Raw genomic sequence first — 24,989 nt, 5'->3', positions numbered from 1 at the left:
TCTATAAAGTAAAACCTTCCGGATATTCCCGCTTCACGAACTGATTGACTGCATCAAAGTTAGTAACCTTCATATTCTCTGCATCCCAGATCATTTTAATATCTCTTCCCGGATAATAGATACGGTCTTCACCATCTGAATTTTTCCTGGTCTCCTGAATATCATAACCTCTAATCGCCAGATTTGCAATAAGAAGGGATTCTGTGAGAGGTCCTGCAATATCAAATGGAGAGCTTACTTCTTTATTGCCATAACCTGCGAGCGAAGCTTCAACCCACTGTGCGTAATGACCATCCATTCCCCCAGGCACTCTTTCATATTTTTGAGGAACATTTACTTCATCGGTTTTTGAAGTAGGAAGTAAGCGTGGATTCAATCCGTAAGTACCACACATCATCTTTCCTTTAGATCCAATGATAAGGGCTCCATTACCCCCATCTCCAAAGGTTTCTTCAGGACCTAATTCTTCAGGTCGCATTGGTTTTATTCCACCATCCATCCAGTGCAGGGTGATATCTTTAGAACTTGCTTCTTTTCCGTCAAAACTCATAATCACGTGGCTTGAAGGCGGACAACTTTCAGGGAAATATCCTCTTTGGAATTCATCTACATATACACTACCAACACTACATTCAACATCTTTTGGATATTTAAGGCCTAATACACTAAACGGTGGTTCAATAAGGTGGCATCCCATATCTCCCAGTGCCCCGGTTCCATAATCCCACCAGCCTCGCCAGTTAAATGGTACCAATCCATCTACATATTCTTTATAAGGTGCTGTACCAAGCCAGAGTTTCCAATCAAGTTCAGATGGAACCGGCGAAGATGATTTTGGCCACGGAATTCCCTGCGGCCATACAGGCCTGTTGGTCCACACATAAACTTCTTCAACTTCACCTATCAATCCCGAATCGTACCATTCTTTCATTTTTCGCACTCCGTCTCCAGAAGCTCCCTGATTTCCCATTTGGGTTACCACTTTATATTTTCTGGCAGCTTCAGTTAAAGCACGGGCTTCATAAATATCATGGGTCAAAGGCTTTTGAACATACACATGTTTACCACGTTCCATAGCAGCCATCGTTTGAACAGCATGATTATGATCTGGTGTAGAAACACTCACGGCATCAAAATTCTTTGATTCCTTATCAAATAATTCCCTGTAATCCTTATAATACTTAGCTTTCGGGAATCTTTTTCTTGAAGCAGCAGCCCTTCTGTCATCTACATCACATAAAAATGCAATCTCTGCTTTTCCGCTTTCATAAAAGCTAGTAAGATCTGATTCTCCTTTGCCTCCTACTCCAATTCCTGCAATTAATAGCTTGTCACTTGGTGCAATAAAACCGGGGCCGCCTAATACATGACGGGGAACGATCATAAATCCGCTTGCGGCGATTGCTGATTTCTTCATAAAATCCCTACGGGAATCTAAACTGCTGGTTTTCTTTATTTTACTCATATCTAAGCTAATTAGTTTGGTAGTTTTGAGGTTATATTAATAAGAATCGTCACCTAATTTAATGAAAATATGACAAAATGCGTCATCATCGGTTAATCTGTCGTGTTATTTGTCATTCGGCAGGGTACTTGCACAAGTTGGCATTAAATGGCTGAAAATTAGTTACAGCCACATTTAAAATTGAAAAAATACTTTTTATGAGTCAAGTAAAGCAAAATGACGCCGTTAAGGTACATTACACAGGGAAGTTAGAAGACGGTCAGGTTTTCGATAGTTCAGTAGAGCGCGGAGAGCCTATAGAGTTCACTCTAGGACAGGGTCAGCTTATCCCAGGTTTTGAAGAAGGTCTTATCGGCATGGAAGTGAACGAAAAAAAGACGATCAATATACCTAAAGAGGAAGCTTACGGGGAGCCTAAAGCTGAATTAATTCAGGAAGTTGAAAAAAATCAATTACCTGAAGAATTAAAGCCGGAAGTTGGAATGCCTCTAGTATCTAAAGGTCCAGATGGTCGTGAGATCAACCTGGTAGTAACAGAAATTAAAGATGAAAGCATTGTAGTTGATGCTAACCACCCATTGGCTGGTAAAGACCTTGTTTTTGATCTTGAAGTTGTTGAGATCAAGTAATTACCACTATTTATAATATCAAAAAGCCTGAAAGTTCATCTTTCGGGCTTTTTTGTTTGTGCTCGTATCACTTTTGGTTAAGGTTATTATAATTCTTTTCCAGTTCAGGCTTTGCGCCTTAATTTAGAGAGAAATCACTAAAAAATTATATTATGATAAGAAAAGGATCGGCCGTATGGAAAGGCTCATTGAAAGAAGGAAAAGGAACCGTAAGTCTGGAAAGCGGTGTTTTAAAAGATGCTCAGTATTCCTTTAAAACCCGTTTTGAAAATGGAAAAGGGACAAATCCTGAAGAACTCGTTGGAGCAGCCCACGCAGGATGCTTTAGCATGCAGCTTTCAGCTTTTTTAACTGAAGACGGATTTGAACCAGATAAAATCGAAACCATCTCAGAGATCACTTTTGAAGATGGAGAGATCAAAAAATCTCATCTAATTCTTAATGCCGAGGTGCCTGGAATTGATAAAGACAAATTTGATAAGATTGCCAATAAAGCAAAGGAAAGTTGTCCCTTATCTAAATTGCTGAAAGCTGAAATTACGCTGGAATATGATTTAAAATAGAATTAAAAAATTCATAAAATAAAAAAAGCCTCAATTCTGGGGCTTTTTTGATATAATATCCTGAAGGGACTCAAAAATATTCTTCTTTAAATCCTTATTCATAAGGTCGTCACTCGCCCACTTCTGATTCACCTCCAGTTCTATTCCCAGATAATTTTTTGGAAAAACTTTCCGAAGAGAAGTTGTAAATCCATCTGCTTTCCCTAAATAAGGATAATTGAAGCGAATCTTTAATTCCGGATTCTGCTTTAAGATTTCAGTTTTCCAGTTCTTACAGAATTCTTTTTCTACAGCTCGAAAAGGATCATATAACAGACCAATATCACAATTTCGTTCCTTGCTATTTAGAACAGGTGTGAAACTGTGTACAGATAAATGAATCACAGTATTCCCTTCGTTGATATATTCCTGAATTTTACTTTTAACTTCATCCCTATATGAAGTATAAAAAGTTTGTAGAATGCTTTTTTTATCCTGATTGGAGATCTCGCGGGAATATCTCGAAAAAAGCAGGGGATGATGTTCAGATCTGTTGGTTTCTATCAATAACCGGCCAATACTTTGATATTTGCTGAAATTTGCCAGGCTTTTTAAAGCCTTAAAAAGATCAAAAGAACCGGGATCATAAGCTTCATGTGTTTTTAGAATTTCCGGTTCATCATAAAAAAGCTTTTGATATTTCTCTGGAATATATGGAAAAGCATGCTCGCAGGTTAGCACAAGTTTCATGGCCTGAACATTCTGTTATTTTCAAGACACTCGGCAAGCCGGAAATAAACCTTTTGGATATTTTCTTCTGAAAAGTCATTACGCAACGCTTTAAGAATTCTTGTAGAAAGACTTCCGTTTTGAAGAATGAATTCAATATGCTTTTGATGATTTTCGCTTAATTTTTCTCCTACTCTTTCATAAAGCTTTTTCCAGATCCTTTTCACATCTGCGTCTTGCTGAAGATCAAATATCGCCAGGTATTTTTTATCAGTAATAAGTGTAGTTTCAGCATTCTTGATAACATCATCAAAAATTAAGAAGAGATCATCTTCATGCCATGTTTTCTGATCTTCTAAAGAGATCAGTTCTTCGCTCACCAGCAATTTCAGGACTTCAATAATAAATGCTGCAATAGCAATATCTGCTGAAGGATTTTCCTGAATATCTATCACTCTTATCTCGATCGCGTTACGGTCAAACCGGGAAATTGCCCCGCGTGAATTTAGGAAATGATGGTCAAGGATATTTTCAGTATCAAAAGCTTTAATTGCATTGTTAATAGGCTCAAAGATCACTTTATGATAATCTGCTTTATTAAAGACCTGTTCCGGGATCACTTTTCCCATCATATGCGGAATTTCTTTCTGGTTGGTCTTATAATATTCCATTCGGGTATCCTTAAAACCCGTAAATTTTCCATCCAGTACGGGAGAACTCGCTGAAAGCCCCGGAATTATAGGAAGTAAGATCCTAACCGCCGCGTGTAATTTTTCAAATTCTGAATCATCAAAAAACGGCAGGTTAATATGCATGCTTTGCACATTGCTCCAGCCATGACCTTTACAATCAAATATCTTATTGTACAGCGAATAGATCTCATTATGATCATGTTCCCACAAATGGGTTTCGGTGTGAGGATTCATCAAAGGATGAGAAGCCGAAGGTAAAAGATTGCTGCCCAATTTCTGCAGTAGCCGATTTATCTCCTGAATGTTTTCTGCGAATAAATTATCTAGCCCGGGAAGATCATCTGTAGGTCCGTTTGTTTTCAGCTCCACTACATGCGCCACGAGTTCGTTGCTCCATTCAATTTTACCATTTTCGATATCTGAAGTTATAGAACCGTTCTTTTCAATGAAAAGTTGATCTACTGTGGGATCTATTTTAAGATCAGATCTTTTAACCAGCATGTACTCCAGTTCAATTCCAAATACCTCAAAAAGATGATATGCCATTATATTTTATTTTCAAGTCGGTTTTTCAAAGCCGTAAGAATATCTATATAGACCTTATCTCCATAATAGGCATCCTCTACTCCGGCGTCAATATTAGGATTGTCATTGATCTCTATGACCAAAGCTTTGCCGTTCACTTCTTTTATATCTATACCATAAAGGCCTTTACCCATCAATTTTGCTGCCTTTAGAGCATTTTTCAGGATATTTTCCGGTACATCTTCAATGGGTAAACAATCTGCATTTCCATCCTGATCATCCTTAATCTTAGCATCCCAGTTATAAATTTGCCAGTGACCTTTCGCCATATAATAACGGCAGGCATAAAAAGCCTTACCATCTAATACTCCAATTCTCCAATCGTAATCTGAATATGAAAATTCCTGGGCGATAACCAGCTCTGATTTTTTGAGCATAGTGGAAACCAATTCAAAATATTCCTTTTCTGTAGTGGCTTTTTTAACACCAAAAGAAAAGGTGGAGTCCGGAGATTTTAGAACTACCGGCAGTTTAGTTATTTCAAGAACAGATTTAACATTGTCCTTATGTACAATCACGGTTTTAGGTGCAGGAATTTTGGAATTCTCCAAAGCTTCAGCCATATAAACTTTATTGCAACATTTTAAGATCGCATCAGGATAATCTACCAGCGCTATATCTTCCTGCTGTGCTTTTCTTGAAAAAGCATAGGCTTCATTATTTACTTCGGTACTTTGCCGGATGAACAATGCGTCAAAAGCTGATAATCGAGAAAGATCTCTTGGACCAATAATCTCAGTATAAAAACCAAGTTTTTCCCCAATTTCCATAAACTTCTTTAAGGCCTTGGCGTTACTTGGTGGAGCAACATCATTTGGCTGAACCAAAATGGCCAGGTCGTATTCTGAAACATTGGCTTTTGGGGTATCATAGCGCTTCTTAGCAAAATATTGCTCTGCGAAGAACAACATGCTTTCTTTATGCTCTTCTGGTACTTCTGATTCTGAAATAGCCTTGATACTTTTAATATTCCACCGGGTAGTAAAGTTGAATTTTACCCTCAAAAAAGGAATTTGAAAATGCCTGAAGAACATGGCGCTTAATTCTTTATACTTTGCGGCTACGTTCTGCCCGAAATAAATACTTAGGGTGAATTCCTGGGATTTGATATTCTTTAGTGATTGTTGAATGAGATCATCAAATTCTTCAGAAACGATCTTTACAAGCTTGGGTTCGCCAAGATCTACCAGGTTCTTTACGGTTGGTATTGCTAAATGCCCCCGTGCTTCCGCTAAAAGGGAAACATAATATCCTTTAGACTGATAAGAGTAATCCTTACAAAGGTTAAAGATCCTGGCCTTTTTCAGCCTGGAATATTCAGGATTGGTAAGATAATCTTTGGAAGATATTATCTTCAAATTTTCAGAAGAGATCGTCCAGGTCTCCGGGTGATTTACAACAATATATTTATGCATTAAAAATAAAAATGTATGATCAAATGTATATTAAAAATTAATCTGATTTTGGATTTTAAGTATAGCTTAATAATAATTCTTAAATTCAGGCTTTAAATTTTTACAAACCTCAATATATGCAACTAAAATTAACCGGACTTATACTTTTTTCAAGTCTTTTAAGCGTAAATGCGCAAACAACTGATAAAGATATTCTCAAAAGGGCAAAAATCATCCACCAGGAAGCGATTACCATAGATACTCATAACGATATCAATGTAAATAATTTTAGCGAGGATAAAAATTACAGCATGAACCTGGATACTCAGGTAAACCTGCCCAAAATGGAAAAAGGCGGGATGGATGTGACCTGGCTCATTGTATATACGGGACAGGAAGAGCTGAATGCAGATGGCTATAAAGCTGCTTATGAAAATGCTATAAATAAATTTGAGGCCATTCACCGTCTTACAGAAGAGATCGCACCAGAGAAGATCGGTTTGGCAACAAATTCTGAAGAAGTAAGAAATTTAGTGAATCAAGGTAAAAAAGTTGCCATGATAGGCGTGGAAAATGCTTATCCCGTAGGTACAGACCTTAGCAGAATAAAAGAGTTCTATGATCGGGGTGCCAGATATATGTCCCTTTCCCATAATGGACATAGTCAATTTAGTGATTCCAATACAGGCGAAGAAAACGATGAATGGCTCTATAATGGTTTGAGTGAATTAGGGAAAGAAGCCGTGAGAGAAATGAACAGGCAGGGAATGATGATCGATGTTTCTCACCCGAGCAAAGAGGCAATTAAACAAATGTTTGAAATCTCTAAAGCTCCGCTCATAGCTTCTCATTCTTCTGCCCGTGCATTATGTGATCATAGCCGGAATCTTGATGACGAATTACTCGATCTGTTCAAGGAGCATGGCGGGGTGGTACAAACAGTTGCTTTCAGTTCTTACCTGAATACAGAAAAGCATAATGCTTTTAATGATGCTAGTAAGGAAGTCTATGAAAAGAAAGCAGCAGAGATGGGTATAATTATCTTACCAAGAGATACAGTTAGAAATTTACCTGAACAAGAGCGGACAAAATATTATGCAGATTTTAATAAAGTAAGATCTTCCGCTAAATCTGAGATAGATAAACTTAAAGAAAGTGGAGTTCCGGTAAATGTCTCAGATTTTGTGGATCATGTAGATTACCTGGTGGAAAAAATAGGAATAGATCACATAGGAATTAGTTCAGATTTTGATGGAGGCGGTGGCATTGAAGGATGGAATGATGCTTCAGAAACCCTGAATGTCACTATTGAACTTGTAAAACGAGGCTATACCGATGAGGAAATCAAAAAGCTATGGGGTGAGAATTTGCTTAGGGTAATGGATGAAGTACAGGCAGTAGCAGATAATCTGCAAAAATCCTGATCAATCTAATTTTACTTCCAGAATGCTGGCTGCACCAGAAATAGATTCGTTAGATATAAACATTCGGCCGGAGGGAGTAAAACAAATGCCTTCCGGTTGTTCAAATTCTTCTGGATCCAACAAATGCATCTTTTTTATTTTACCACTGCGATCAATAATAAGTAACTTCTGAAATTCTGCATCCAGAACATATACGTCATTATTCAATGGAGAAAAACTGAGATCTGAAGGTCTAATTAATATCCTGGGATTGTTGGTTTTTAAGACATCAAAAATTGGATCGTCAAATTGGATTTTCAGAACCGGGGCTGGATTGAGTTTATTGGTTTTTGGATTAAAGGAGTAAATACCACGATAACCCCCGCTATTATCCAGATTCTTTTCTTTAACCGCCAGCCATAGATCTCCATCTTTATTGGCAGCCAGACCTTCAATATTATTGCGGTATTCAAATTCTAATTGAATTGATTCTGCATTCTCTTGAGCCTCCAAATTTTTTATATTGAATAGCTCTCCATTGCTTTCAGCCACCCAAAATTCACCATTCAAGGAAGTTAAAGCTTCATAATCTCCGGAACCTGCGAATTTGTACTCCTGTATTATTTTTGAAACCGAAAGATCGTAAATGAATATGATCCCGTCTTCGTCCTGAATACAGGCTATCTTTTCATCTCCCATCCAATGTATTCCTGAAATTTCTTCAAGCTCTTCAGGCAATTCCCATTTATTTACAATTTCATAAGATTTGGTAGCATCATCGTAATCATAATCATTTAATTGATAAATAGTATAGATCACTCCTGCAAGAACTAGAGTTAATGCGATGATACCAATTGCCCATTTCTTCATGAAAAAATATTTAGTAAAATAAAAATACATGAATGCATACGGGTCTCAAAAAGATTAACAATACTTTGAAGGCTTTATACACTCCTTCCATCCGGCTAGATGCAACCTACTGAAAATAAGATAAAAGTTAAAAATATGTTAAATCACTACCTTTTATTACATAGTACTGTAACGCTTTTATTTAATGGTCGTCTATTAAATACAAACAATCATTAAAATCATCAGTCATGAGAACTTTTAGCAGTAAAACAAAAAACAGAAAATCTTTTATGAACACTGAAGCGAATTCCGAAAGAAGTTTTTTAAGTAGAAAAAGATTCGCTTTAGCATTCTAAACAAAAATTCATCAATCATTAAAATCATCAATTATGACAACTTTAGTAAGCAACACCAAGAGTAGAAAATCATTTATGAGTACAGAAGCCATCGCAGAAAGATCAGGATTCTTAAAAAGAAAAAGATTTTCATAATCAATCCAAATCATCAAAAATTCATCAATCATTAAAATCATCAATTATGACAACTTTAGTAAGCAACACCAAGAGCAGAAAATCATTCATGAGTACAGAAGCGATCGCAGAGAGATCAGGTTTCTCAAAAAGGAAAAGATTTTCATAATTAAATTAAATCATCAAAAATTCATCAACCATGAAATCATTAGACAGCATCATCCAGGATTTTGGAAGCAGTAAAGAAGGAGGTCTTACTCATCGAAGACCATTTTTGAACTTAAAGGAAACCACAAGACATATCAGTGAATATAGTCGGAGGACCTACGCTTAGACATTCATCAATCAAAAAATTATATATCAGGACAGCTCTATCTAATTTAATTCAGGACTTTGGTGTGGGAAACGAATCTAATCTAACCCATAGAAAACCATTCCTGAATGCTAAAAACTTAAGCGGGCGAACTTGCTGGTACAACAGAAGACGCTTCGTGTAGAACATTCAAAAAATCTCGTATGAAAAGCTTTTCAACCTAGCCGGTAAATTCACGTTTACCGGCTATAATTTTTGGTTTAAACATTAAAATTAGCTTAAAATTTATGCTTCTGCAGCAAACATTTGTTTATTTGCAAAATTTACCTTCAACAAATGTTAGCGACAATAAAAAGACACCCCAAACTTAAATGGGCATTAATCATTATAACCAGTTTAATTGCCTTATTCTTTTTATTCTTCGGTAGTATCTACTTTGGTATGTGGGGGAAGATTCCCACTACTAAGGAGCTTACCGAACTTAAACAAAATAAAGCCACTCAGGTTCTTGCCTCAAACGGTGATCTTATTGGGAAATTTTATATTTTCGACAGACAACCTATAGGTTTTGAACAACTCCCCTCCTATCTTATTGAAGCGCTTATTGCTACCGAAGACGTAAGATTTTATGAACATGACGGGATAGATAACAGAAGTTTACTCAGGGTATTTTTTAAATCTATTTTGCTTCAGGATGATTCTGCCGGTGGAGGAAGTACCATCACCCTGCAATTAGCCAAGAATATTTATGGTCGTCGTGACTTTGGGATGTTCGGCATTGTGATCAATAAAATGCAGGAAGCGGTCATTGCCAAGAGACTAGAAAACATCTATTCTAAAGATGAGATCATTCAGCTATATTTCAATACAGTTCCGTTTAGTGACAATACCTATGGCATTGAGAGTGCTTCTTTAAAATTCTTCAATAAACATACTTCAGACTTGAGCCTGGAGGAATCGGCGGTTTTAGTAGGAATGCTAAAAGCAAGTCATTATTATAATCCAAGGATCTTTCCGGAACGCAGCAGGTTAAGGCGTGACGTTGTACTTATGCAAATGGCCAAGTATGATTATCTAACCATGGATGAAGCTGAAAACGCTAAAATGCAGCCCTTGATCTTGGATTATAAAAGTTACAGCAATAATAAAGGGCTTGCACCATATTTTAGGGAACAGATAAGACAGGATGTAAGCAAGATCCTGGACACTCTCAAAAATAAGGATGGACAAAAATATAATATCTATCGTGACGGGCTTATAGTACATACTACCCTGAATTATGCAATGCAGCAATTGGCTGAAGAGGCCATGACAGAGCATATGTCTGAATTGCAACAACAGCATGAGATATCTTACGGGGACTATGCTCCCTGGAAAAGGAATAAAAATATTTTAAATGAAGCGATAAAGAAATCTCAAAGATATCAAAGTCTTCAAAAAGAAGGATTAAGTGAAACTGAGATCCTGACGAAACTAGAACAAAAACATCCCACAGAACTTTTTGAGTACGATGGAATGAAAACTCAAAATGTAAGTACTATAGATAGTATTTCGCATTATCTCAAATTCCTGAACTCCGGATTCCTGGCGGTAAGTCCAGACAATGGTGCGGTACAGGCCTGGGTTGGAGGTATAGATTTCAGATTTTTTAAATATGATCATGTTGCCCAAAGTAAGAGACAGGTCGGATCTACTTTTAAGCCATTTGTTTATACCGCTGCACTGGAAAGCGGAATGGATCCCTGTTCTTATTTTTCTGTTCGGGAAGTTACCTATGAAGATGGCTGGACTCCTTCCAATTCATCTTCTGAAGGGGATGATCCAAACATGAATTACAACTTGAAAACGGCGCTTAGCAGGTCTATGAATACTATTGCCGTGAAAGTCCTCATGGAAACAGGAATTGGGAATGTGATCAACCAGGCACGAAAAATGGGGATTGAGTCTGATCTTCCGCAGGTTCCTTCTATCGCCCTGGGTACCGCCTCCCTTAATCTAAAAGAACTTACTTCAGCTTACACAAGTTTTGTAAATAAGGGGCACTATTCAAAACCTTATTATATCACCAGGATCGAGGATGGAAATGGCAATTTACTTGCAGAGTTTAAACCTGAGATTTCAGAGACCAAAGCTTTTTCCGAAGACACAAGAAAGATCATGCTTAACATGATGCAGGCTACGGTTAATGAAGGTACCGCGAGCAGATTAAGATATAAATACGGACTACAGAATGATATTGCGGGGAAAACCGGAACCACGCAGGATAATAAAGACGGATGGTTTGTTGGAATTACACCAGAGCTGGTGAGCGTTACCTGGGTAGGCGCTGACGATCATAGAATTGGCTTTAGAAATACAGGCATTGGGCAGGGAGCGAATTCTGCCCTACCTGTTTTCGCCAAACTAATGCAGAAAATGAATGCCTCTTCAGAATTCAATAATATCACCAGAGCCAGGTTTGCACCATTATCTCCTGAGTTGGCTGAATTGATGGAATGTCCGCCACAGGAACGCGATAACTTTTTTGAAAGATTATTCTCGGGTAAGGAGAAAAGAAAAGATCCTGAAAATGAAAAGGACAAAAAGAAAAAGAAAGGTTTCTTTAAGCGTCTTTTCGGTGGTGGGAAGGATAATTAAAATTCCTTATTTATCTCCATCCTTAATTTACGGGAATAGTCCTCTTCCAGCCAGTCACGGTAATTTTTGGTGCTTTTACTAATGCAATAAGAATACTGTTTTATACGGGAAGAAATATCATCTTTAAGTTCCTTAGCCAGGATTCTCGCATCAAAAACGTCTTCACTGTTCTCCACGCACATCTTCACATGCTGCTCCATAGACCATTCCAATACCGCTTTAGATTTAAGTCCCTTCTGGATCACCTTATCATAAGCTTCTTCAATGTTAAAAGTAACATCTTCTGTTTTAGAAAATTGCTCTCGTATTTCAGGAGGCATTTGATATTGAAAATCTCTTTCAATATCCTCGTCACTCAATAAATTCTCAAAATAGAAATCTGGAGACCTGAAGATCTGTTTCCAGTCTACCGGCGTACTCCAATGTCCAAACCTGGCCATATTATTACCAAGATCTATCACATTAAATTCGTCTTTATTCTTAAGAACACGGGATCCACGACCAATCATTTGAAAGTAAAGCGTAAGGGATTTGGTAGCACGATTTAAAATGATCGTCTCTACAGTTGGTTCGTCAAACCCGGTAGTTAATATACTCACTGAAGTAACTATAGCGTCCGGGGTATGTTTAAACCATTTTAAAATATCTTTACGGTCCTGTTTGCTGGTCGTATTATCAAGATGTCTTATGGGTAAACCAGCATTTTTAAAAGTATAATAGACTTCTACAGAAGTGTTGATCCCATTATTGAAAATCAGCGTCTTCTTTCCTTTAGATCTTTCATAATAGGCAGTAAGAAGTTTTTCCTGCATACTATAATTTGAATAAAGCTCTTCTGAAGATTTTACGGTATAATCACCGTTCATTCCCACCTTTAGATTTGTTAACCCAACATTATAGCTGAAAATATTGACCTTCGCTAAGAAGCCTTTTTCAATAAGAGAAGAAATTGAATCGCCTACAATAAGTTCCCGGTAATTATCCTTCATAGGAAGTTTAATATTAGAACTTAATGGGGTGGCCGTAACTCCAAGAATAAAACACTTCTCAAAAAATTTAAACAATTTTCTGAAAGAGTTGTAATGGGCTTCATCAATAATTACAAGGCCTATATCCTCAATTTCAAGTTTCTCATCATTAAGGCGGTTATTTAGTGTTTCAACCATGGCCACAAAACACATATAATCATCCTGATCTGGTAATTCTTTTACTTTACTATTAATTATTTTATTGCGAACACCAAAACCAGAAAGCATTTTAGAGGTTTGCTTACAAAGCTCGATCCTATGGGTAAGAATAAGGACTTTCTTATTGGTTCTTTGAATATACTCTCTCGTCATTTGAGAGAAGATCACCGTTTTTCCTCCACCGGTAGGTAGTTGATAAAGAAGGTTGTAGTTTTCAGGATGTTCTTCTATTACCCCAAAAATTTTATCAATATCTTTTTGTTGATAGTCGTATAATTCCTTGTCTACTTTCTTCCTTTCAATACCAAATGTTTCTGACGCCATAGATTTTTTTAAGTAAGCAATTTTGCAAAAATAAGCCATTTTAAGCATTACTCAAAAATTTATTACAGTTTATGAGTCATTAAAAAAACACACTATCATTTAAATAAATTGTAAATTAGGTTCCTCGTTTGAGGAAGATTTTTTTTAAATTAAGACCACAAATGAGTCTGTAAAATTCCCCCGGAAATTAACTAACTAAAATCCGGTGAATTGACTTCAGCAGAACATTTATATTCCAAATATTCATCCACCTTATCATCTTGCGATTTATTCTCAAACCTTAAAAAAGAAGAGTGGCTGGATTTACTAGCCCATTTTCATGAAGAAAAATGGAGTAAAGAGACCTGCATTATAAATCATCAAAAGTTTCTTTTCCACTTCTATATTATTGCTTCCGGCAGAATAAAAATGTATAATGTTGATGAGATTAGCCAGAAAGAGCACACTCTTTTCTTACTCAAAAAAGGAGATGTCTTTGATCTTCTATGTCTTCTGGATGGTATTAAACACAAGGTTTACTACGAATGCCTGGACAATATTAAAGTATTGGCGATTCCCATGGATAAATTGCGGGCCTGGTTAAATAATAATCCTATTTACTATAAAAATTTTTTATCCTATTCTGGAAAAATTATGAGGACACTGGAAGAAAATGTATCTCAATTGATCTTTGCTAATATTTCCACACGTCTTTTAAAATTATTACTTGACAATATTGACAAAAAATCAAATCAATTGCAGCTTATCAATGATCTCCCAAATAAAGAATTGGCTTTTCTAATTGGATCTACCAGGGCTGTGGTGAACCGCCATCTTCAGGAATTAAAAAAAAATGGATCTATTTCTTTACAAAGAAACCAGGTAGAAATTAAAGACACTTCTTTGCTTCTTAAGGAGTTGGAGAAACAAGTTAAGAATAGAATTTAACCTTTCTGTGCTACTTAAGTCATTCACAACCAGTTTTTTAACAATTACTTTAGCTGTTCATTAATATCATATTATTCATCAGTTAAAATTTAAATTATGAAAAAAATTAGCACACTAATTTTAGTATTTGGATGGGTACTTTTCTCCTATTCCCAAAATGTAATTCAACTGGAAGAAACCAGGTTGAATTTTGATCCAACCGCAGAAATTGTTTTTGAAGACTATGAAAATGGAATCGTTAGAGTAAAGGAAAAATTCACAACCCAATTTCAGTCAGACGCGATAGGTTTTATGAAAAAAAACTTTGATGTTCTCAGATATATTGAAGCTCAGAATGATATTTCCGGAAATCTTATCGTAACAGCTAAAAGCTCTAAAGGTTATATGACTGCGATCTTTAATGAGGATGGCGAAATGGTAAAGAACTACCAACAATTTAAAGATATTGCTTTACCCTATGCTATAAGGAATCAGGTTTATTCCCAATATATAGGATGGACCATCACTTCTAATAAATATATCGCTTCAGGACTTGGAGATCATATTGATAAACAAAAATATAATGTTAAGCTTCAAAAAGGAAAAGAAAAAACAAAAATGAAAATTGTCCCAGGCGCATCGGTAAGCGGGGTGGCATCAATTGATAAATAAATCATCAAAGGCTGTATAAAATTTAGCGGCTGTCTAGTCTCAGTAGATAGTTAAATTTGAAATAGTAGTTAATAAAAATTGATCACTCAGATCAATACAGAGTTTCCGCTAAATTTTATACAGCCATTATTTTTCAAAGAGATCGGAAGAAAGATACCTGTCTCCCCTATCGCAAACAATACTAACCACGAGGCCACTCTCAAGTTCATCACAAAGTCTTAATGCTGCTGCAGTTGCTCCACCACTACTCATCCCCGCGAAAATTCCTTCTTCTTCTGCCAGTCTACGGCTCATTAGTATCGCCTCCTTCTCACTTACCTCTAAAACTCTATCCACTTTTTTCGGATTGAAAATCTTAGGAAGATATGCTTCCGGCCATTTTCTAATCCCCGGGATCCTGGAATCGTCTGTAGGCTGTACTCCTATTATCTGGATATCATGGTTCTTTTCTTTTAAGTAAGTACTTGTCCCCATAATAGTGCCTGTAGTTCCCATAGAGGACACGAAATGAGTGACTTTATGATCTGTATCCCTCCAAATTTCTGGTCCGGTGGTATTATAATGAGCTTTCCAGTTATCATCATTCCCAAATTGATTCAGCATAAAATAATCTCCAGATCTCATTTTATCTTCCGCATAATCCCTGGATCCTTCAATTCCGTCCTCCGCATTTGTTAGTATTACTTTTGCTCCATAGGCCCTCATGGTTTGAACTCGTTCTATAGTCGAGTTTTCAGGCATAATAAGTTCTATGTCCAATCCGAAGATCCCGGCGATCATGGCCAGTGCTATTCCTGTATTTCCACTGGTTGCCTCAATAAGTTTTGTATTCTTATCTATCTCGCCGCGGTCCATCGCACTTTTGATCATGTTATATGCCGCCCGATCTTTTACACTCCCACCCGGATTTTGACCTTCCAGTTTAAAATACAAATCAACTCCGGGTTTATTCAGTAGTCGTTTGGCTTTTACTAGCGGGGTATTCCCTACAAGATCTATGATTGAATCGTTCATTTATCTGAATTATTTTTAATATTAATTTGAGGGGTGTGAGAAACCATTGAATTTTTCGGCACCGATTTAGTAAGCCAGACATTCCCTCCAATAACGCTATTTTCACCAATTACAGTTTCTCCTCCTAGAATAGTGGCATTCGCATAAATGGTCACATTCTTTTTAATGGTAGGATGACGTTTAATATTTTTCAGGGTCTTGTTCACGGTGAGCGCTCCCAGTGTCACCCCTTGATAAAGCTTTACATTATCTTCAATAATCGCCGTTTCCCCGATCACCACACCAGTAGCGTGATCAATAAAAAAGGAATTTCCAATTTTCGCCCCGGGGTTGATATCTGTCCCGGTAATACTATGGGCGCATTCTGTCATTAATCTTGGCACCAGAGGGAGGCCAAATTTATAAAACTCATGACTTAGTCTATAAGTGGCGATAGCAAAAAAGCCGGGATAGGAGAGATATACTTCCTCTACAGAATTCGCCGCAGGATCATTTTTAAAGATAGCTTCAGCATCAAGGTTCAATTTCTTCAGAATTCCAGGAAGTTTATTTAGATACTCACTCCAAATATCCTGACAGGGAGAACCGGGTTCCCAGCAAACCAGTTTTGCCAGAACTTCAAAATCCATCCCCAATTCCATTAAATTATCTTTTACAGGTGTTTGTTTATCAAAAAGGGTGTAGAAAAGTTTTTTTGTAAATGCTTCTGTTTTTTCCTTTATGCTGAAATTGAGGTTTGGCAGTTTTTTTTGATCTTCAATTTCCTTTATTATTTTATCTAATTTCATAGCTGCAGCTTAGTCTATCTCAAATTTACTTAATTACAGCGAACTCAGAAAGCTTATTATTAGAAGCATTTTATAACTTATTTTAAACTGAAATTTTATAGTTAAAAATTTACTAACGAGAAAACAACCTGTGAATTCCTGAAGTAAATTAGAGTTATAATTATAATATAATGGCACAAGAAAAAAAACCAAAAAATGATAAGAAGAGTCCGCCAAAGCAGGCTCCTAAATCGAAAGAACAAGGAAAACCTAAAAAGTAATTTTTAGTGAATTTAATTGTTTAGCAGGCCACCTCTAAAGGGTGGCTTTATATTTAGAATTCAATTAGCTTATCTCATTAAAGAAAAATGTCCGGTTAAATCTTTAAATCCTGAAATTTCAATACGATACCAGTAATCATCTGCAGGGAGATTTACTCCTTCAAATTGGCCATTCCAGATAAAATCTTTTCCTGAATCTATTTTGAGCAGTTTTCCATATCGGTCAAAAATCTGTATTTCTGAAGAGTCAAAATACTCGATCCCTTTCAACTCAAAACGATCATTAATTCCATCGTTATTCGGGGAAATAAATGCCGGTATTACAATATGCGGAAACTCCTTAAAATCAAGATTGCATTCCTGAAGGTCTTTTATATAAGCGGTATACACTCCTCCCGGTAAAGATCTAAAAACATTTGATCCCTGAAAGTTTTGACCATCAAGGGAATATAAAAATTGGCCCTCATATTCAGGAATAATGGTCACAGTCTCACCTTCAGACTTAACCTCTGAAATTTGTGCATTATCCACCGGTTTTATATTGATAGTTTTAGTTACTGAACATCCTGTGTCCGTTATAATTTCTACAGAAAAAATTCCGGAAGTATCTACCCTAATAGCTTCTGAAGTCTCCCCTGTATTCCATACATACCTAAAACCACTAACTCCGGCTGAAATTTGCAGATCTGATCCCGGACAAATTTGCAATTCCTCATCTTCTTCTTCAGGAACCGAATTAATTGCAAGTGTCACTGCAGTGCGTAAACTTCCTGCACAGTCATAATCTGCATTAACCGCCTCAGCATAATAAGTTCCTTCGGTTTCAGGTATATAAGAATTGGTATTTTCAGCTAAAAGATTCCCTCCTATTTCAGCATCATACCAATTCACCAGCATACCTTCATCTGTATTTACTTGTAAGGCCGGGATGTCATCATTTCCGCAAACATTAATATCTCCTGAACTAACTGGAGCCAATGGTTTTTGAATGATTTTAATTTTAAAAGCTTCTGAAGCGGAACTACATTCATTACTCGAAAGATTAATTATATCTTCAGCTACTTTCACTCTGAAATAAGTGGTGTTATTTATCGGTCCTGTCTCATAAACCTGGGTATTAGCACCTGTTATGTCCTGCCAGTCTTCAGAATTAGAACTTTCCTGCCATTGATAATAATGTTCCTCATAAACTGAATTATCGGGACTGGCTTTAATCGTGATTGTGAACGGGCTGTTCTCTTCGCAAATTTCAATAGGAACGGAATTTCCTTCCTGAGTCGTAATTTCAGTAAGATCCCCGCATGAACTGAAAATTATATCATCAATTGCCAGGTCATTTCCGCAACCTCCTTCCCCATTATTATACATTTTTAGAATCACGGCCTCCTGCCCCGGTTCAGATTGAAAGGTTAGTGCATATTGTTCCCATATTGGAGAATTGGTAGCAAATATATCACCGGTATCCCCGGACTTCAAAACAAAGGAATTTGTTTCATCCCATATCTCAAATTTCACATTATTTGGAATTTCATCATTAGCACACACATTGCTGGCCTTATTGTAAACGTTCATCAGGAAGGCTGAAAATTCATAAGTGGTGTTCTCACAAAGACCTGATATCTTCTTTTCATAGAACTTCCCGGGGTTAAAATCAGCATTTACAATTAAAGCCTTTCCTCCTGAAATTGTAGTTTGTGGGATATAATTATGCCATGAAGTGATGGTATTCCCAATATCGGCCGAAATGGTATATTCCCCATCCTGCGGGTCCTGCCGCACAAACCTGTAACTTGTGACCCCGGCTCCAAGTTCATTTCCTGAAGAATTTCCAGAGCCAAAATCTTCCTGGAATATGGGGTCTCCCTTACTTCCAGTACAAAAACCAAGCTGCGCATTACCCTCTAAACATAGGAATAATAAAAAAAATAAGGCTGTTATATGTCTTTTCATTAAAGAAATCTATCTCTTACCCGGTCGAACTGATAAGCATTTGTCCATTTCTGTGCTTCTGCTTCCTCGGCTATTTTATTGACCCTGGATCCAAAATCAGCAGAAATTCCGTTACTAATAATATATTCAGCAGCCTGCTCGTAAGATTTTAGCATACTTTTTTCAAAAGCTTCCGTAAGATTTTCTTTATCATTAGAAAAGGTCTGGGCGATCTCAATATTATAGAACATCACATCTGCAAGGGAATGTGGCTCCATTTCCAATTTTAAAAAGTGTTTTATTAATTTATGTGCTACAGATCTGCGCTTTTTTGGTCTTCGATTATTTGGAGGGAAATATTCCTTAGAGATTTTAAATTTTGCTTCTTTAACCAGTTTTTCTTCATTGGGATTGAATACAAAATTGTAAAAAACCTTTACATCATCAAACCGATTATAAAGATCTAGGATTTGCTCTTCAAGATCCTCTTTCTCCAGCGATTTTATATATTTTTTAAAGGCTCTTTTACTCATGCTCTTTTATATTTAATCTTTCTACATTCTCCTGTAGTTTCTCTGATATATCCAGCAACCATTCTAATTGTCCTGTAACCAGCTGAGCTTCCTGAAGTTTAAACCTCATGGGTTCGTCTATCTGTTCCTTTCCTGCCTTAATTTCTATATCCCGCTCCCGGGCCAGGTTATCAAACTTTTTATGGAGTGACTTCCCTGCTTTAGTAGTCTCATTAATACCTTTTTCAAGTCGTTTTCTATTTTCCAGAATATTCACACTGTTAGTAAGGTTGAATGAAATCGCCCTGGTATAAATATCAAAATCTGAAGATGCGCTGGTAGTGGGATGAGTTCTTATGTAAGTTCCTAAAGAGGCTGAGGCTGTTAAAAATGTATGGTTTAAACCCACTATTTCATATATAACGGAAAGATCTTTTTGCTTGGATTTAGGTTCCTGGGTCATTCTTTGAAAAGCTCCACTTAAATTTCCCATTTCAATAAAAGCTTTTTTTCTGGCTAGTTTATAAGATAAAGGAAGTTGCTCTTTTTTGTGATAATAGTCATCTATTTGATCAAAATAATCAAGGTTAGCTTTAATTGAAGTGGCTATTACATTATTAACATTTTGAGCTTCCCATTTGGGCCATAAAATTAGATTCCCAAAGGCTGCAAGTCCTGCTCCAATCAAAGTATCTACTATTCTAAACTGAATAACATTAAGCACCTCCGGCTGAAGCAGGGCATAGATAAAAATAATACTTAAGGTAATAAAGATCGCCGCGGTGGTATAATTACGCTGAATTAAAGAGAAAGCCAGCGTTAAAGATAGAATTCCCAAAACAGCATATACGATAGTGTTTTGAGTAATAAAAACAATTCCAATGGCGATGGCACCTCCAATTAAAGTTCCTACAATTCTTTTACGGGTACGAACTTTAGTAAGACCGTAATTGGGTCGCATGATCACCACAATAGTTAATAAGATCCAATATGAATTCTGGACAGAAAAATAATCTCCTATCAAATAACCCAATAGTACTACCAGCGCCAACCTTAATGAATGCCTGAAAATAGCAGAACTAAAATTGAGGTTTGTGAGTAATGTTTTAAAACTGTAATCCTGAGGAGTGAGAAATTTTTTGACTTCCTTATCTTTCAGAAAGAATTTCTTTTTGTCTTCAAGATTCCTCAGAATCCGGTCTATATTATTGATCTTTTGAGCCTGCTTAGATTGGTAATCAAACAGGTTTCTTAGTAAAAGCATCGCTTCCCTTTGTTCGCCGATGTTAATTTTACTTCTGAACTGATGCAGGGCTGTTTTTATATTTTCAAGTTCACTTGGAATTTTGTTTTCCGGTAATTTGGTGTTTTTATGAACTGCAAGAGCGATATTTTCAAGCTGATCTGCCAAATGCAAGGTAAAGTCTCCAAAGATTTTCAGAGTAGCCTCATCATTTCTGAAAGATAGACGCATCCTTTCATAGTCTATTGGATGGGCCATCGCAAGCTCCAACATATCCACCAGATCAATAAAAATAAGTAGCCTCTTACGTGAATATCCAGAACTCCCCGAAGTCTTTCGGGAACGAATCAATATTTCCCTAAGACTCTCATGATGCTCGTTCAATTCAGTTTGTAGTTGAAAGAGTTCCTTCTGAAGTTCCTGGTCTGTATGTTCAGTCCGTAAAATTTTGATTCTCAATCTCAAATAATCGGCAGTGATTTCCATTGTTTCAGCTAGAAGCTGCTCAGTAGCTCTTTCAGGCTTAATAAAATACCAGCCTATACTAATGAGTAGGTACCACATCCCTCCTGCCAGAATAAGCAGTGATTTTTCCCAAATTTCTATACCTGAAGATAAATTGGCGAAACTCAATACAACTGCCAGTAAACCTGCAAAAGTGACTAAAGATGCTCTAAATCCATATACAGATAGATATGAAATAGAAAATATCATGATAAGTAGCATAGGAATAACAGGCCAGACAAATGTGGCCGAATAACCTGCTATTAAAAAGGAAGAGGCTCCCAGAATACTTGCCGCCAGAACTCCATATACCTTATGTTTAAAGCTTCCAGGCACATCACTCGGCGAAGACAAGAGACATCCCATCGCAATACTCACGCCTATCTCAAGATTTCCAATATTGGAAAATATGAGAATAGGAATTACAATTGAAATTGTTAGTACGATGGCTTTTGAGAAATCGGTGCTTCTCAAAAACTTAATTAAATCATTCTGGTATTTTGTAAAAGGGATAGTCAATTCAACTTAATTTCAAGCTTTGAAATTAAAGCTTTAACCTCAATATATATAATAGCTTTCCTGTAAATTTCAATATTTAAGGAGAAATTGGCTTCTGTTATTTGTCGATTTTTAGATTTCAAACTAATTTGAGTAAAAATAGATTGAAATGAATAAACAAATAATATTAAAATCAAGACCCCAAGGAAAACCTTCTTTAAAAGATTTTGAAACTCAGGAAATTGATACTCCTAAAAAAGAAGGAATTCTTCTGGAAACTAAATATATTTCTGTAGATCCCTATTTGCGAGGACGAATGCGGGATGAAAAATCGTATATCGCGCCTTTTGAAGTTGGAAAACCCTTAGAATCTATGATCGTTTCAGAAGTAATAGATTCAAAGATAGAGGGTTTTAAAAAAGGAGATCATGTTGTGGGAATGTTGGATTGGAAAAAACAACAATCCCATACAGGAAAAGATCTGCGGAAGATAGATGCCGATATGGCGCCACTTTCAGCATATCTTGGAGTCCTTGGGTTAACAGGACTTACAGCATATCTGGCCCTGGATAAAATAGGAAATCTAAAAAAAGGAGAAACCCTGCTTGTTTCAGGAGCTGCCGGAGCTGTGGGTAGCGTGGTTAGCCAAATTGGAAAGATAAAAGGATGTCGCGTTATTGGAATAGCCGGAAGCGATGAAAAAATAAAGCATATTAAACAGAAATATGGAGTTGACGCCGGGATCAATTATAAGACCACCGGGGATATAAATAAAGCAATCAAGGATGCCTGCCCGGACGGTGTGGATGTTTATTTTGATAATGTTGGAGGTGAAATTTTAGACGCTGCTTTACAGAATATAAATAAAGCGGCAAGAATAATCAATTGTGGGGCGATCTCTATCTACAATGAAACTGAAGTTCCTACCGGCCCCAGACCGGAGGGAATCCTTATAAAAAAATCTGCTTTAATGCAGGGATTTCTAGTGCGTGATCATGTTTCAGATTATGAGCGGGCTATCACTGATCTCGCAGGTTGGCTAAAATCTGGCCAACTTCATTACGATGAAACTATCGTAGAAGGATTTGAAAAAACTCCCCAGGCATTCATCGATATTTTTGAGGGAAAGAATATGGGTAAAATGCTGGTCAAAGCATAAAATAAAAAAAGCCCGGAATCATCCGGGCTTTTATTTTTATTGAAATAATGTATTATTGTTGCTGCTCTGTGGGCATGATATATACATCATTTATATTAGCTCTTTTCGGCTGTGACATTGAATAAAAAATAGCCTCGGCAATATCTTCAGCCTGTAGCGGTGTCATTTCCTGAAAATTAGAGAGTAGATCTTCTTTGATCTCATCATCTGTAATGGTATCTGTTAGTTCTGTATCAACAAAACCCGGTTCTATAGAAGTGACATTAATATTGAAATTTGGAGCCAATTCCTGTCTTAGTCCTTCTGAAAACATTTTAACGGCCGATTTTGTAGCACAATATACTGCCCCTCCAGGATACATTTTATTTGCTGCACTCGAAGAAATATTAATAATATTACCACTCTTCTGCTCCATCATTGTAGGCAATACTGCAGCAACGCCATTCATTACCCCTTTAATATTTACATCTATCATCTTATCCCACTCCTCTGTATGTAGATTCTTTACATAAGACAATGGCATGAGTCCTGCGTTATTTATAAGACCATCAACAGAATTAAATTCCTTTTTGGTTTTTTCTATAAGGTTTTTAAAATCTTCTTTTTTAGTAACATCTCCGGGAACTACCAATGCTTTACCAGCATTTAGTTTATCTATCTTTCCTTTAAGATCTTTTAGTTTCTCCTCTCGTCTGGCTGTTAATACTACATTCGCACCTTCTTTAGCCAGTTTCATCGCGGTCGCTTCTCCAATTCCACTCGATGCTCCGGTGATAATTACAGTTTTTCCTTTAATACTCATTGCAATTTATTTTTTTATTTATTGCAAATTTAATGGATAGAAGACCTAAAACCTCAGTATTTACGGGCTTTGTAATGAATTTAACCCTATTTCATAAGTCTTGTTAAAATAAAAAAGCCGTCCAGGTCATGGACGACTTAAAGCTTATTTAAATAAAATTACTTCTGGGGAGGTCTGGAAGGCCTTACCTCAATTTTACTAGGTAAAGTTCGCGGATTCATTTTTAAAAGATCTCCCACCAATTCACCAATATCTTCTATTTGTATCTTCCAGGCATCATCTTCAGAAGGTTCATTATCATTAAAATAGGTAGCAACAGAGCCCGGCATGATCGTGCTAACTTTTACTCCTTTATCTCTTAGATCTAACATTACTGCTTGAGTGAATCCTGTTACCCCGAATTTACTGGCGTTATACGCAGCTCCACCCGCAAAGAAATTAGTACCTGCAAGACTGGAAATGGTAATAATATAACCTTCCGATTTTTTCAGGGCATCAACACAAGCTTTAATGCTGAAGAATACTCCCGTTAAATTAGTATCAATGGTATCTTTCCATTCCTCTACGGTCAGGTCTTCCACCGAACCAAAATTTCCTATTCCCGCATTAGCAACCAGTACATCAAGTTGCCCCCATTTATCCATAAGTTGTGCTACGGCTTTTTTCTGACTATCAAAACTTCGAACATCGGCTTCCAGACCAAGAGCTTCCCCATGATTGGACAATTTTTTGGCAGCTTTTTCCGCAGCCGCAAGGGAACGACTTGTAATAGCTACCTTATATCCCATCTTTAACAATGTTTCGGCAACGCCATAACCTATACCTTTACTTCCTCCGGTTACCAGAGCTGTTTTATTATTCTTACTCATAATTTATTTTTTTGAATTTTAAAGCTAGTAAAGAAGCTTAGGCTGCTGAAATTTAAAGCTCTAAGATTGTGTTAATTTTAAAGGTTAAATACTTTATAAAACCTTTCAAAAGACTTTTATAGAATCGTAAAAAAACTAACTTTGTGCCTTAGAAAAATTCAGCATTAAATAAATGAATTTTCACAAAATCAGTACTGATTAACCTAATAGAGATACCTTGGAAAATATAAAAGCACAGAAGTTACTCAATAAAATTCAGCGTGATCTTATGCGCAACGGAATTATCACAAATACAATTGTTGAAGATCTTAAAGAGCTAAGAGAACTAGTGGTTGAGGAGAATATTCCTCTACTAGCCAAGGTGACCAGGTTAACCTACGAACACATCAACGAACATGATGACTTTTTAATAGCGATTCCAGATGATGAACCCTTGGAATTAGATGAAGAGGAAGAGGAAACTGAAGTTGTGGAGACAGAAGATGTCACTGGACAGGAGAGTTTGGAATATATGCTTTCACTTATGGCCGAACATTCCAACAAGCTGAATGAAATGGAACTTCGTGATTATGTAAAGGCACTAAAGGAACATGCCGGGGAAGATTACTAACTTC

Annotated in this window: 22 protein-coding genes; 9 read left to right on the top strand and 13 right to left on the bottom strand. The window is 36.7% G+C overall.

The features are described 5' to 3' along the window. Position 1: 1 nt before the first annotated feature. On the bottom strand, positions 2-1,465 hold the full coding sequence (locus LGQ90_RS02430) for a Gfo/Idh/MocA family protein (RefSeq protein WP_229337758.1): 1,464 nt from the start codon (positions 1,463-1,465) through the stop codon (positions 2-4). 197 nt (positions 1,466-1,662) lie between these two features. On the opposite strand from LGQ90_RS02430, the gene LGQ90_RS02425 reads away from it, so the two are divergent. Together LGQ90_RS02425 and LGQ90_RS02420 are read left to right on the top strand one after the other, a co-directional pair. Further along, positions 1,663-2,094, top strand: a complete 432-nt coding sequence (locus tag LGQ90_RS02425) for an FKBP-type peptidyl-prolyl cis-trans isomerase (protein WP_229337756.1) — start codon at positions 1,663-1,665, stop codon at positions 2,092-2,094. A 152-nt stretch (positions 2,095-2,246) separates the two neighbouring features. Then, a complete protein-coding gene (locus LGQ90_RS02420) occupies positions 2,247-2,657 on the top strand; it encodes an OsmC family protein (RefSeq protein ID WP_229337754.1) in 411 nt (136 codons plus the stop codon). Positions 2,658-2,687: 30 nt separating this feature from the next. Here the strand turns inward: LGQ90_RS02420 and LGQ90_RS02415 are convergent, their stop codons facing one another. From LGQ90_RS02415 to LGQ90_RS02405, 3 genes are read right to left on the bottom strand one after another with little or no spacing between them, the layout of a single operon-like run. Continuing rightward, positions 2,688-3,386 (bottom strand): N-formylglutamate amidohydrolase, encoded by a 699-nt coding sequence (locus tag LGQ90_RS02415; RefSeq protein WP_229337752.1) that lies wholly within the window; start codon positions 3,384-3,386, stop codon positions 2,688-2,690. After that, the gene (locus LGQ90_RS02410) at positions 3,383-4,603 is read right to left on the bottom strand and encodes a glutamate-cysteine ligase family protein (RefSeq protein ID WP_229337750.1); all 1,221 of its coding nucleotides are present in this window, start codon (positions 4,601-4,603) and stop codon (positions 3,383-3,385) included. The genes LGQ90_RS02415 and LGQ90_RS02410 overlap by 4 nt, the downstream gene beginning before the upstream one ends. Continuing rightward, complete coding sequence (locus LGQ90_RS02405; RefSeq protein ID WP_229337748.1) at positions 4,603-6,057, bottom strand: RimK family protein; 1,455 nt, start codon at positions 6,055-6,057, stop codon at positions 4,603-4,605. The genes LGQ90_RS02410 and LGQ90_RS02405 overlap by 1 nt, the downstream gene beginning before the upstream one ends. Positions 6,058-6,173: 116 nt before the next feature. Here LGQ90_RS02405 and LGQ90_RS02400 point away from each other — a divergent pair, with 116 nt between their 5' ends. Further along, complete coding sequence (locus LGQ90_RS02400; RefSeq protein ID WP_229337746.1) at positions 6,174-7,460, top strand: dipeptidase; 1,287 nt, start codon at positions 6,174-6,176, stop codon at positions 7,458-7,460. On the opposite strand, the gene LGQ90_RS02395 is transcribed toward LGQ90_RS02400, so the two are convergent. Next, a complete protein-coding gene (locus LGQ90_RS02395; protein WP_229337744.1) occupies positions 7,461-8,309 on the bottom strand; it encodes an SdiA-regulated domain-containing protein in 849 nt (282 codons plus the stop codon). Between the two features lie 648 nt (positions 8,310-8,957). On the opposite strand from LGQ90_RS02395, the gene LGQ90_RS15025 reads away from it, so the two are divergent. Beyond that, positions 8,958-9,092, top strand: a complete 135-nt coding sequence (locus tag LGQ90_RS15025) for a hypothetical protein (RefSeq protein ID WP_262904321.1) — start codon at positions 8,958-8,960, stop codon at positions 9,090-9,092. Positions 9,093-9,407: 315 nt separating this feature from the next. Next, entirely contained in the window at positions 9,408-11,708 is a 2,301-nt protein-coding gene (locus LGQ90_RS02390; RefSeq protein ID WP_229337742.1) for a penicillin-binding protein 1A, read from the top strand. Here the strand turns inward: LGQ90_RS02390 and LGQ90_RS02385 are convergent. Next, a complete protein-coding gene (locus tag LGQ90_RS02385; protein ID WP_229337740.1) occupies positions 11,705-13,219 on the bottom strand; it encodes a DEAD/DEAH box helicase in 1,515 nt (504 codons plus the stop codon). The genes LGQ90_RS02390 and LGQ90_RS02385 overlap by 4 nt on opposite strands. A gap of 210 nt (positions 13,220-13,429) precedes the next feature. Here LGQ90_RS02385 and LGQ90_RS02380 point away from each other — a divergent pair, with 210 nt between their 5' ends. Both LGQ90_RS02380 and LGQ90_RS02375 read left to right on the top strand, forming a co-directional pair. Next, positions 13,430-14,146, top strand: coding sequence for a Crp/Fnr family transcriptional regulator (locus LGQ90_RS02380; RefSeq protein ID WP_229337738.1), 717 nt, complete (start codon positions 13,430-13,432; stop codon positions 14,144-14,146). A gap of 96 nt (positions 14,147-14,242) precedes the next feature. After that, positions 14,243-14,797: a hypothetical protein gene (locus tag LGQ90_RS02375; RefSeq protein WP_229337736.1), complete on the top strand. Its 555-nt coding sequence runs from the start codon at positions 14,243-14,245 to the stop codon at positions 14,795-14,797. A gap of 126 nt (positions 14,798-14,923) precedes the next feature. On the opposite strand, the gene cysM is transcribed toward LGQ90_RS02375, so the two are convergent. The 5 genes from cysM to LGQ90_RS02350 all read right to left on the bottom strand — a co-directional run bounded on the left by cysM (position 14,924) and on the right by LGQ90_RS02350 (position 21,521). Next, positions 14,924-15,811, bottom strand: a complete 888-nt coding sequence (gene cysM, locus LGQ90_RS02370; RefSeq protein ID WP_229337734.1) for a cysteine synthase CysM — start codon at positions 15,809-15,811, stop codon at positions 14,924-14,926. Continuing rightward, positions 15,808-16,599, bottom strand: coding sequence for a serine O-acetyltransferase EpsC (gene epsC / locus LGQ90_RS02365; RefSeq protein WP_229337732.1), 792 nt, complete (start codon positions 16,597-16,599; stop codon positions 15,808-15,810). The genes cysM and epsC overlap by 4 nt, the downstream gene beginning before the upstream one ends. A gap of 329 nt (positions 16,600-16,928) precedes the next feature. After that, complete coding sequence (locus tag LGQ90_RS02360) at positions 16,929-18,809, bottom strand: T9SS type B sorting domain-containing protein (protein ID WP_229337730.1); 1,881 nt, start codon at positions 18,807-18,809, stop codon at positions 16,929-16,931. Beyond that, positions 18,809-19,321, bottom strand: coding sequence for a DUF6155 family protein (locus LGQ90_RS02355; protein ID WP_229337728.1), 513 nt, complete (start codon positions 19,319-19,321; stop codon positions 18,809-18,811). The genes LGQ90_RS02360 and LGQ90_RS02355 overlap by 1 nt, the downstream gene beginning before the upstream one ends. Further along, positions 19,314-21,521, bottom strand: coding sequence for an FUSC family protein (locus tag LGQ90_RS02350; RefSeq protein WP_229337726.1), 2,208 nt, complete (start codon positions 21,519-21,521; stop codon positions 19,314-19,316). The genes LGQ90_RS02355 and LGQ90_RS02350 overlap by 8 nt, the downstream gene beginning before the upstream one ends. 193 nt (positions 21,522-21,714) lie before the next feature. Here LGQ90_RS02350 and LGQ90_RS02345 point away from each other — a divergent pair, with 193 nt between their 5' ends. Next, complete coding sequence (locus LGQ90_RS02345; protein WP_229337724.1) at positions 21,715-22,704, top strand: NADP-dependent oxidoreductase; 990 nt, start codon at positions 21,715-21,717, stop codon at positions 22,702-22,704. 52 nt (positions 22,705-22,756) lie between these two features. Here LGQ90_RS02345 and LGQ90_RS02340 read toward each other — a convergent pair whose 3' ends face one another. Both LGQ90_RS02340 and LGQ90_RS02335 read right to left on the bottom strand, forming a co-directional pair. Further along, the gene (locus tag LGQ90_RS02340; RefSeq protein WP_229337722.1) at positions 22,757-23,506 is read right to left on the bottom strand and encodes an SDR family oxidoreductase; all 750 of its coding nucleotides are present in this window, start codon (positions 23,504-23,506) and stop codon (positions 22,757-22,759) included. A 158-nt stretch (positions 23,507-23,664) separates the two neighbouring features. After that, the gene (locus LGQ90_RS02335; protein ID WP_229337721.1) at positions 23,665-24,375 is read right to left on the bottom strand and encodes an SDR family oxidoreductase; all 711 of its coding nucleotides are present in this window, start codon (positions 24,373-24,375) and stop codon (positions 23,665-23,667) included. Positions 24,376-24,592: 217 nt separating this feature from the next. Between LGQ90_RS02335 and LGQ90_RS02330 the strand changes: the two genes are divergently transcribed. Next, on the top strand, positions 24,593-24,985 hold the full coding sequence (locus LGQ90_RS02330) for a hypothetical protein (protein WP_229337719.1): 393 nt from the start codon (positions 24,593-24,595) through the stop codon (positions 24,983-24,985). The last annotated feature ends 4 nt before the right edge of the window (positions 24,986-24,989 follow it).

Source organism: Christiangramia sediminis, assembly GCF_020552705.1.
GTDB classification, from domain to species: Bacteria; Bacteroidota; Bacteroidia; order Flavobacteriales; family Flavobacteriaceae; genus Christiangramia; species Christiangramia sediminis.
This window is presented reverse-complemented; position numbering and strand designations above follow the sequence as displayed.

Excerpts from the sequence above, each read along its gene's own strand:
- LGQ90_RS02430 (WP_229337758.1), bottom strand. The coding sequence starts at position 1,465 with ATGAGTAAAATAAAGAAAACCAGCAGTTTAGATTCCCGTAGGGATTTT.
- LGQ90_RS02425 (WP_229337756.1), top strand. The coding sequence starts at position 1,663 with ATGAGTCAAGTAAAGCAAAATGACGCCGTTAAGGTACATTACACAGGG.
- LGQ90_RS02420 (WP_229337754.1), top strand. The coding sequence starts at position 2,247 with ATGATAAGAAAAGGATCGGCCGTATGGAAAGGCTCATTGAAAGAAGGA.
- LGQ90_RS02415 (WP_229337752.1), bottom strand. The coding sequence starts at position 3,386 with ATGAAACTTGTGCTAACCTGCGAGCATGCTTTTCCATATATTCCAGAG.
- LGQ90_RS02410 (WP_229337750.1), bottom strand. The coding sequence starts at position 4,603 with ATGGCATATCATCTTTTTGAGGTATTTGGAATTGAACTGGAGTACATG.
- LGQ90_RS02405 (WP_229337748.1), bottom strand. The coding sequence starts at position 6,057 with ATGCATAAATATATTGTTGTAAATCACCCGGAGACCTGGACGATCTCT.
- LGQ90_RS02400 (WP_229337746.1), top strand. The coding sequence starts at position 6,174 with ATGCAACTAAAATTAACCGGACTTATACTTTTTTCAAGTCTTTTAAGC.
- LGQ90_RS02395 (WP_229337744.1), bottom strand. The coding sequence starts at position 8,309 with ATGAAGAAATGGGCAATTGGTATCATCGCATTAACTCTAGTTCTTGCA.
- LGQ90_RS15025 (WP_262904321.1), top strand. The coding sequence starts at position 8,958 with ATGAAATCATTAGACAGCATCATCCAGGATTTTGGAAGCAGTAAAGAA.
- LGQ90_RS02390 (WP_229337742.1), top strand. The coding sequence starts at position 9,408 with ATGTTAGCGACAATAAAAAGACACCCCAAACTTAAATGGGCATTAATC.
- LGQ90_RS02385 (WP_229337740.1), bottom strand. The coding sequence starts at position 13,219 with ATGGCGTCAGAAACATTTGGTATTGAAAGGAAGAAAGTAGACAAGGAA.
- LGQ90_RS02375 (WP_229337736.1), top strand. The coding sequence starts at position 14,243 with ATGAAAAAAATTAGCACACTAATTTTAGTATTTGGATGGGTACTTTTC.
- cysM (WP_229337734.1), bottom strand. The coding sequence starts at position 15,811 with ATGAACGATTCAATCATAGATCTTGTAGGGAATACCCCGCTAGTAAAA.
- epsC (WP_229337732.1), bottom strand. The coding sequence starts at position 16,599 with ATGAAATTAGATAAAATAATAAAGGAAATTGAAGATCAAAAAAAACTG.
- LGQ90_RS02360 (WP_229337730.1), bottom strand. The coding sequence starts at position 18,809 with ATGAAAAGACATATAACAGCCTTATTTTTTTTATTATTCCTATGTTTA.
- LGQ90_RS02355 (WP_229337728.1), bottom strand. The coding sequence starts at position 19,321 with ATGAGTAAAAGAGCCTTTAAAAAATATATAAAATCGCTGGAGAAAGAG.
- LGQ90_RS02345 (WP_229337724.1), top strand. The coding sequence starts at position 21,715 with ATGAATAAACAAATAATATTAAAATCAAGACCCCAAGGAAAACCTTCT.
- LGQ90_RS02340 (WP_229337722.1), bottom strand. The coding sequence starts at position 23,506 with ATGAGTATTAAAGGAAAAACTGTAATTATCACCGGAGCATCGAGTGGA.
- LGQ90_RS02335 (WP_229337721.1), bottom strand. The coding sequence starts at position 24,375 with ATGAGTAAGAATAATAAAACAGCTCTGGTAACCGGAGGAAGTAAAGGT.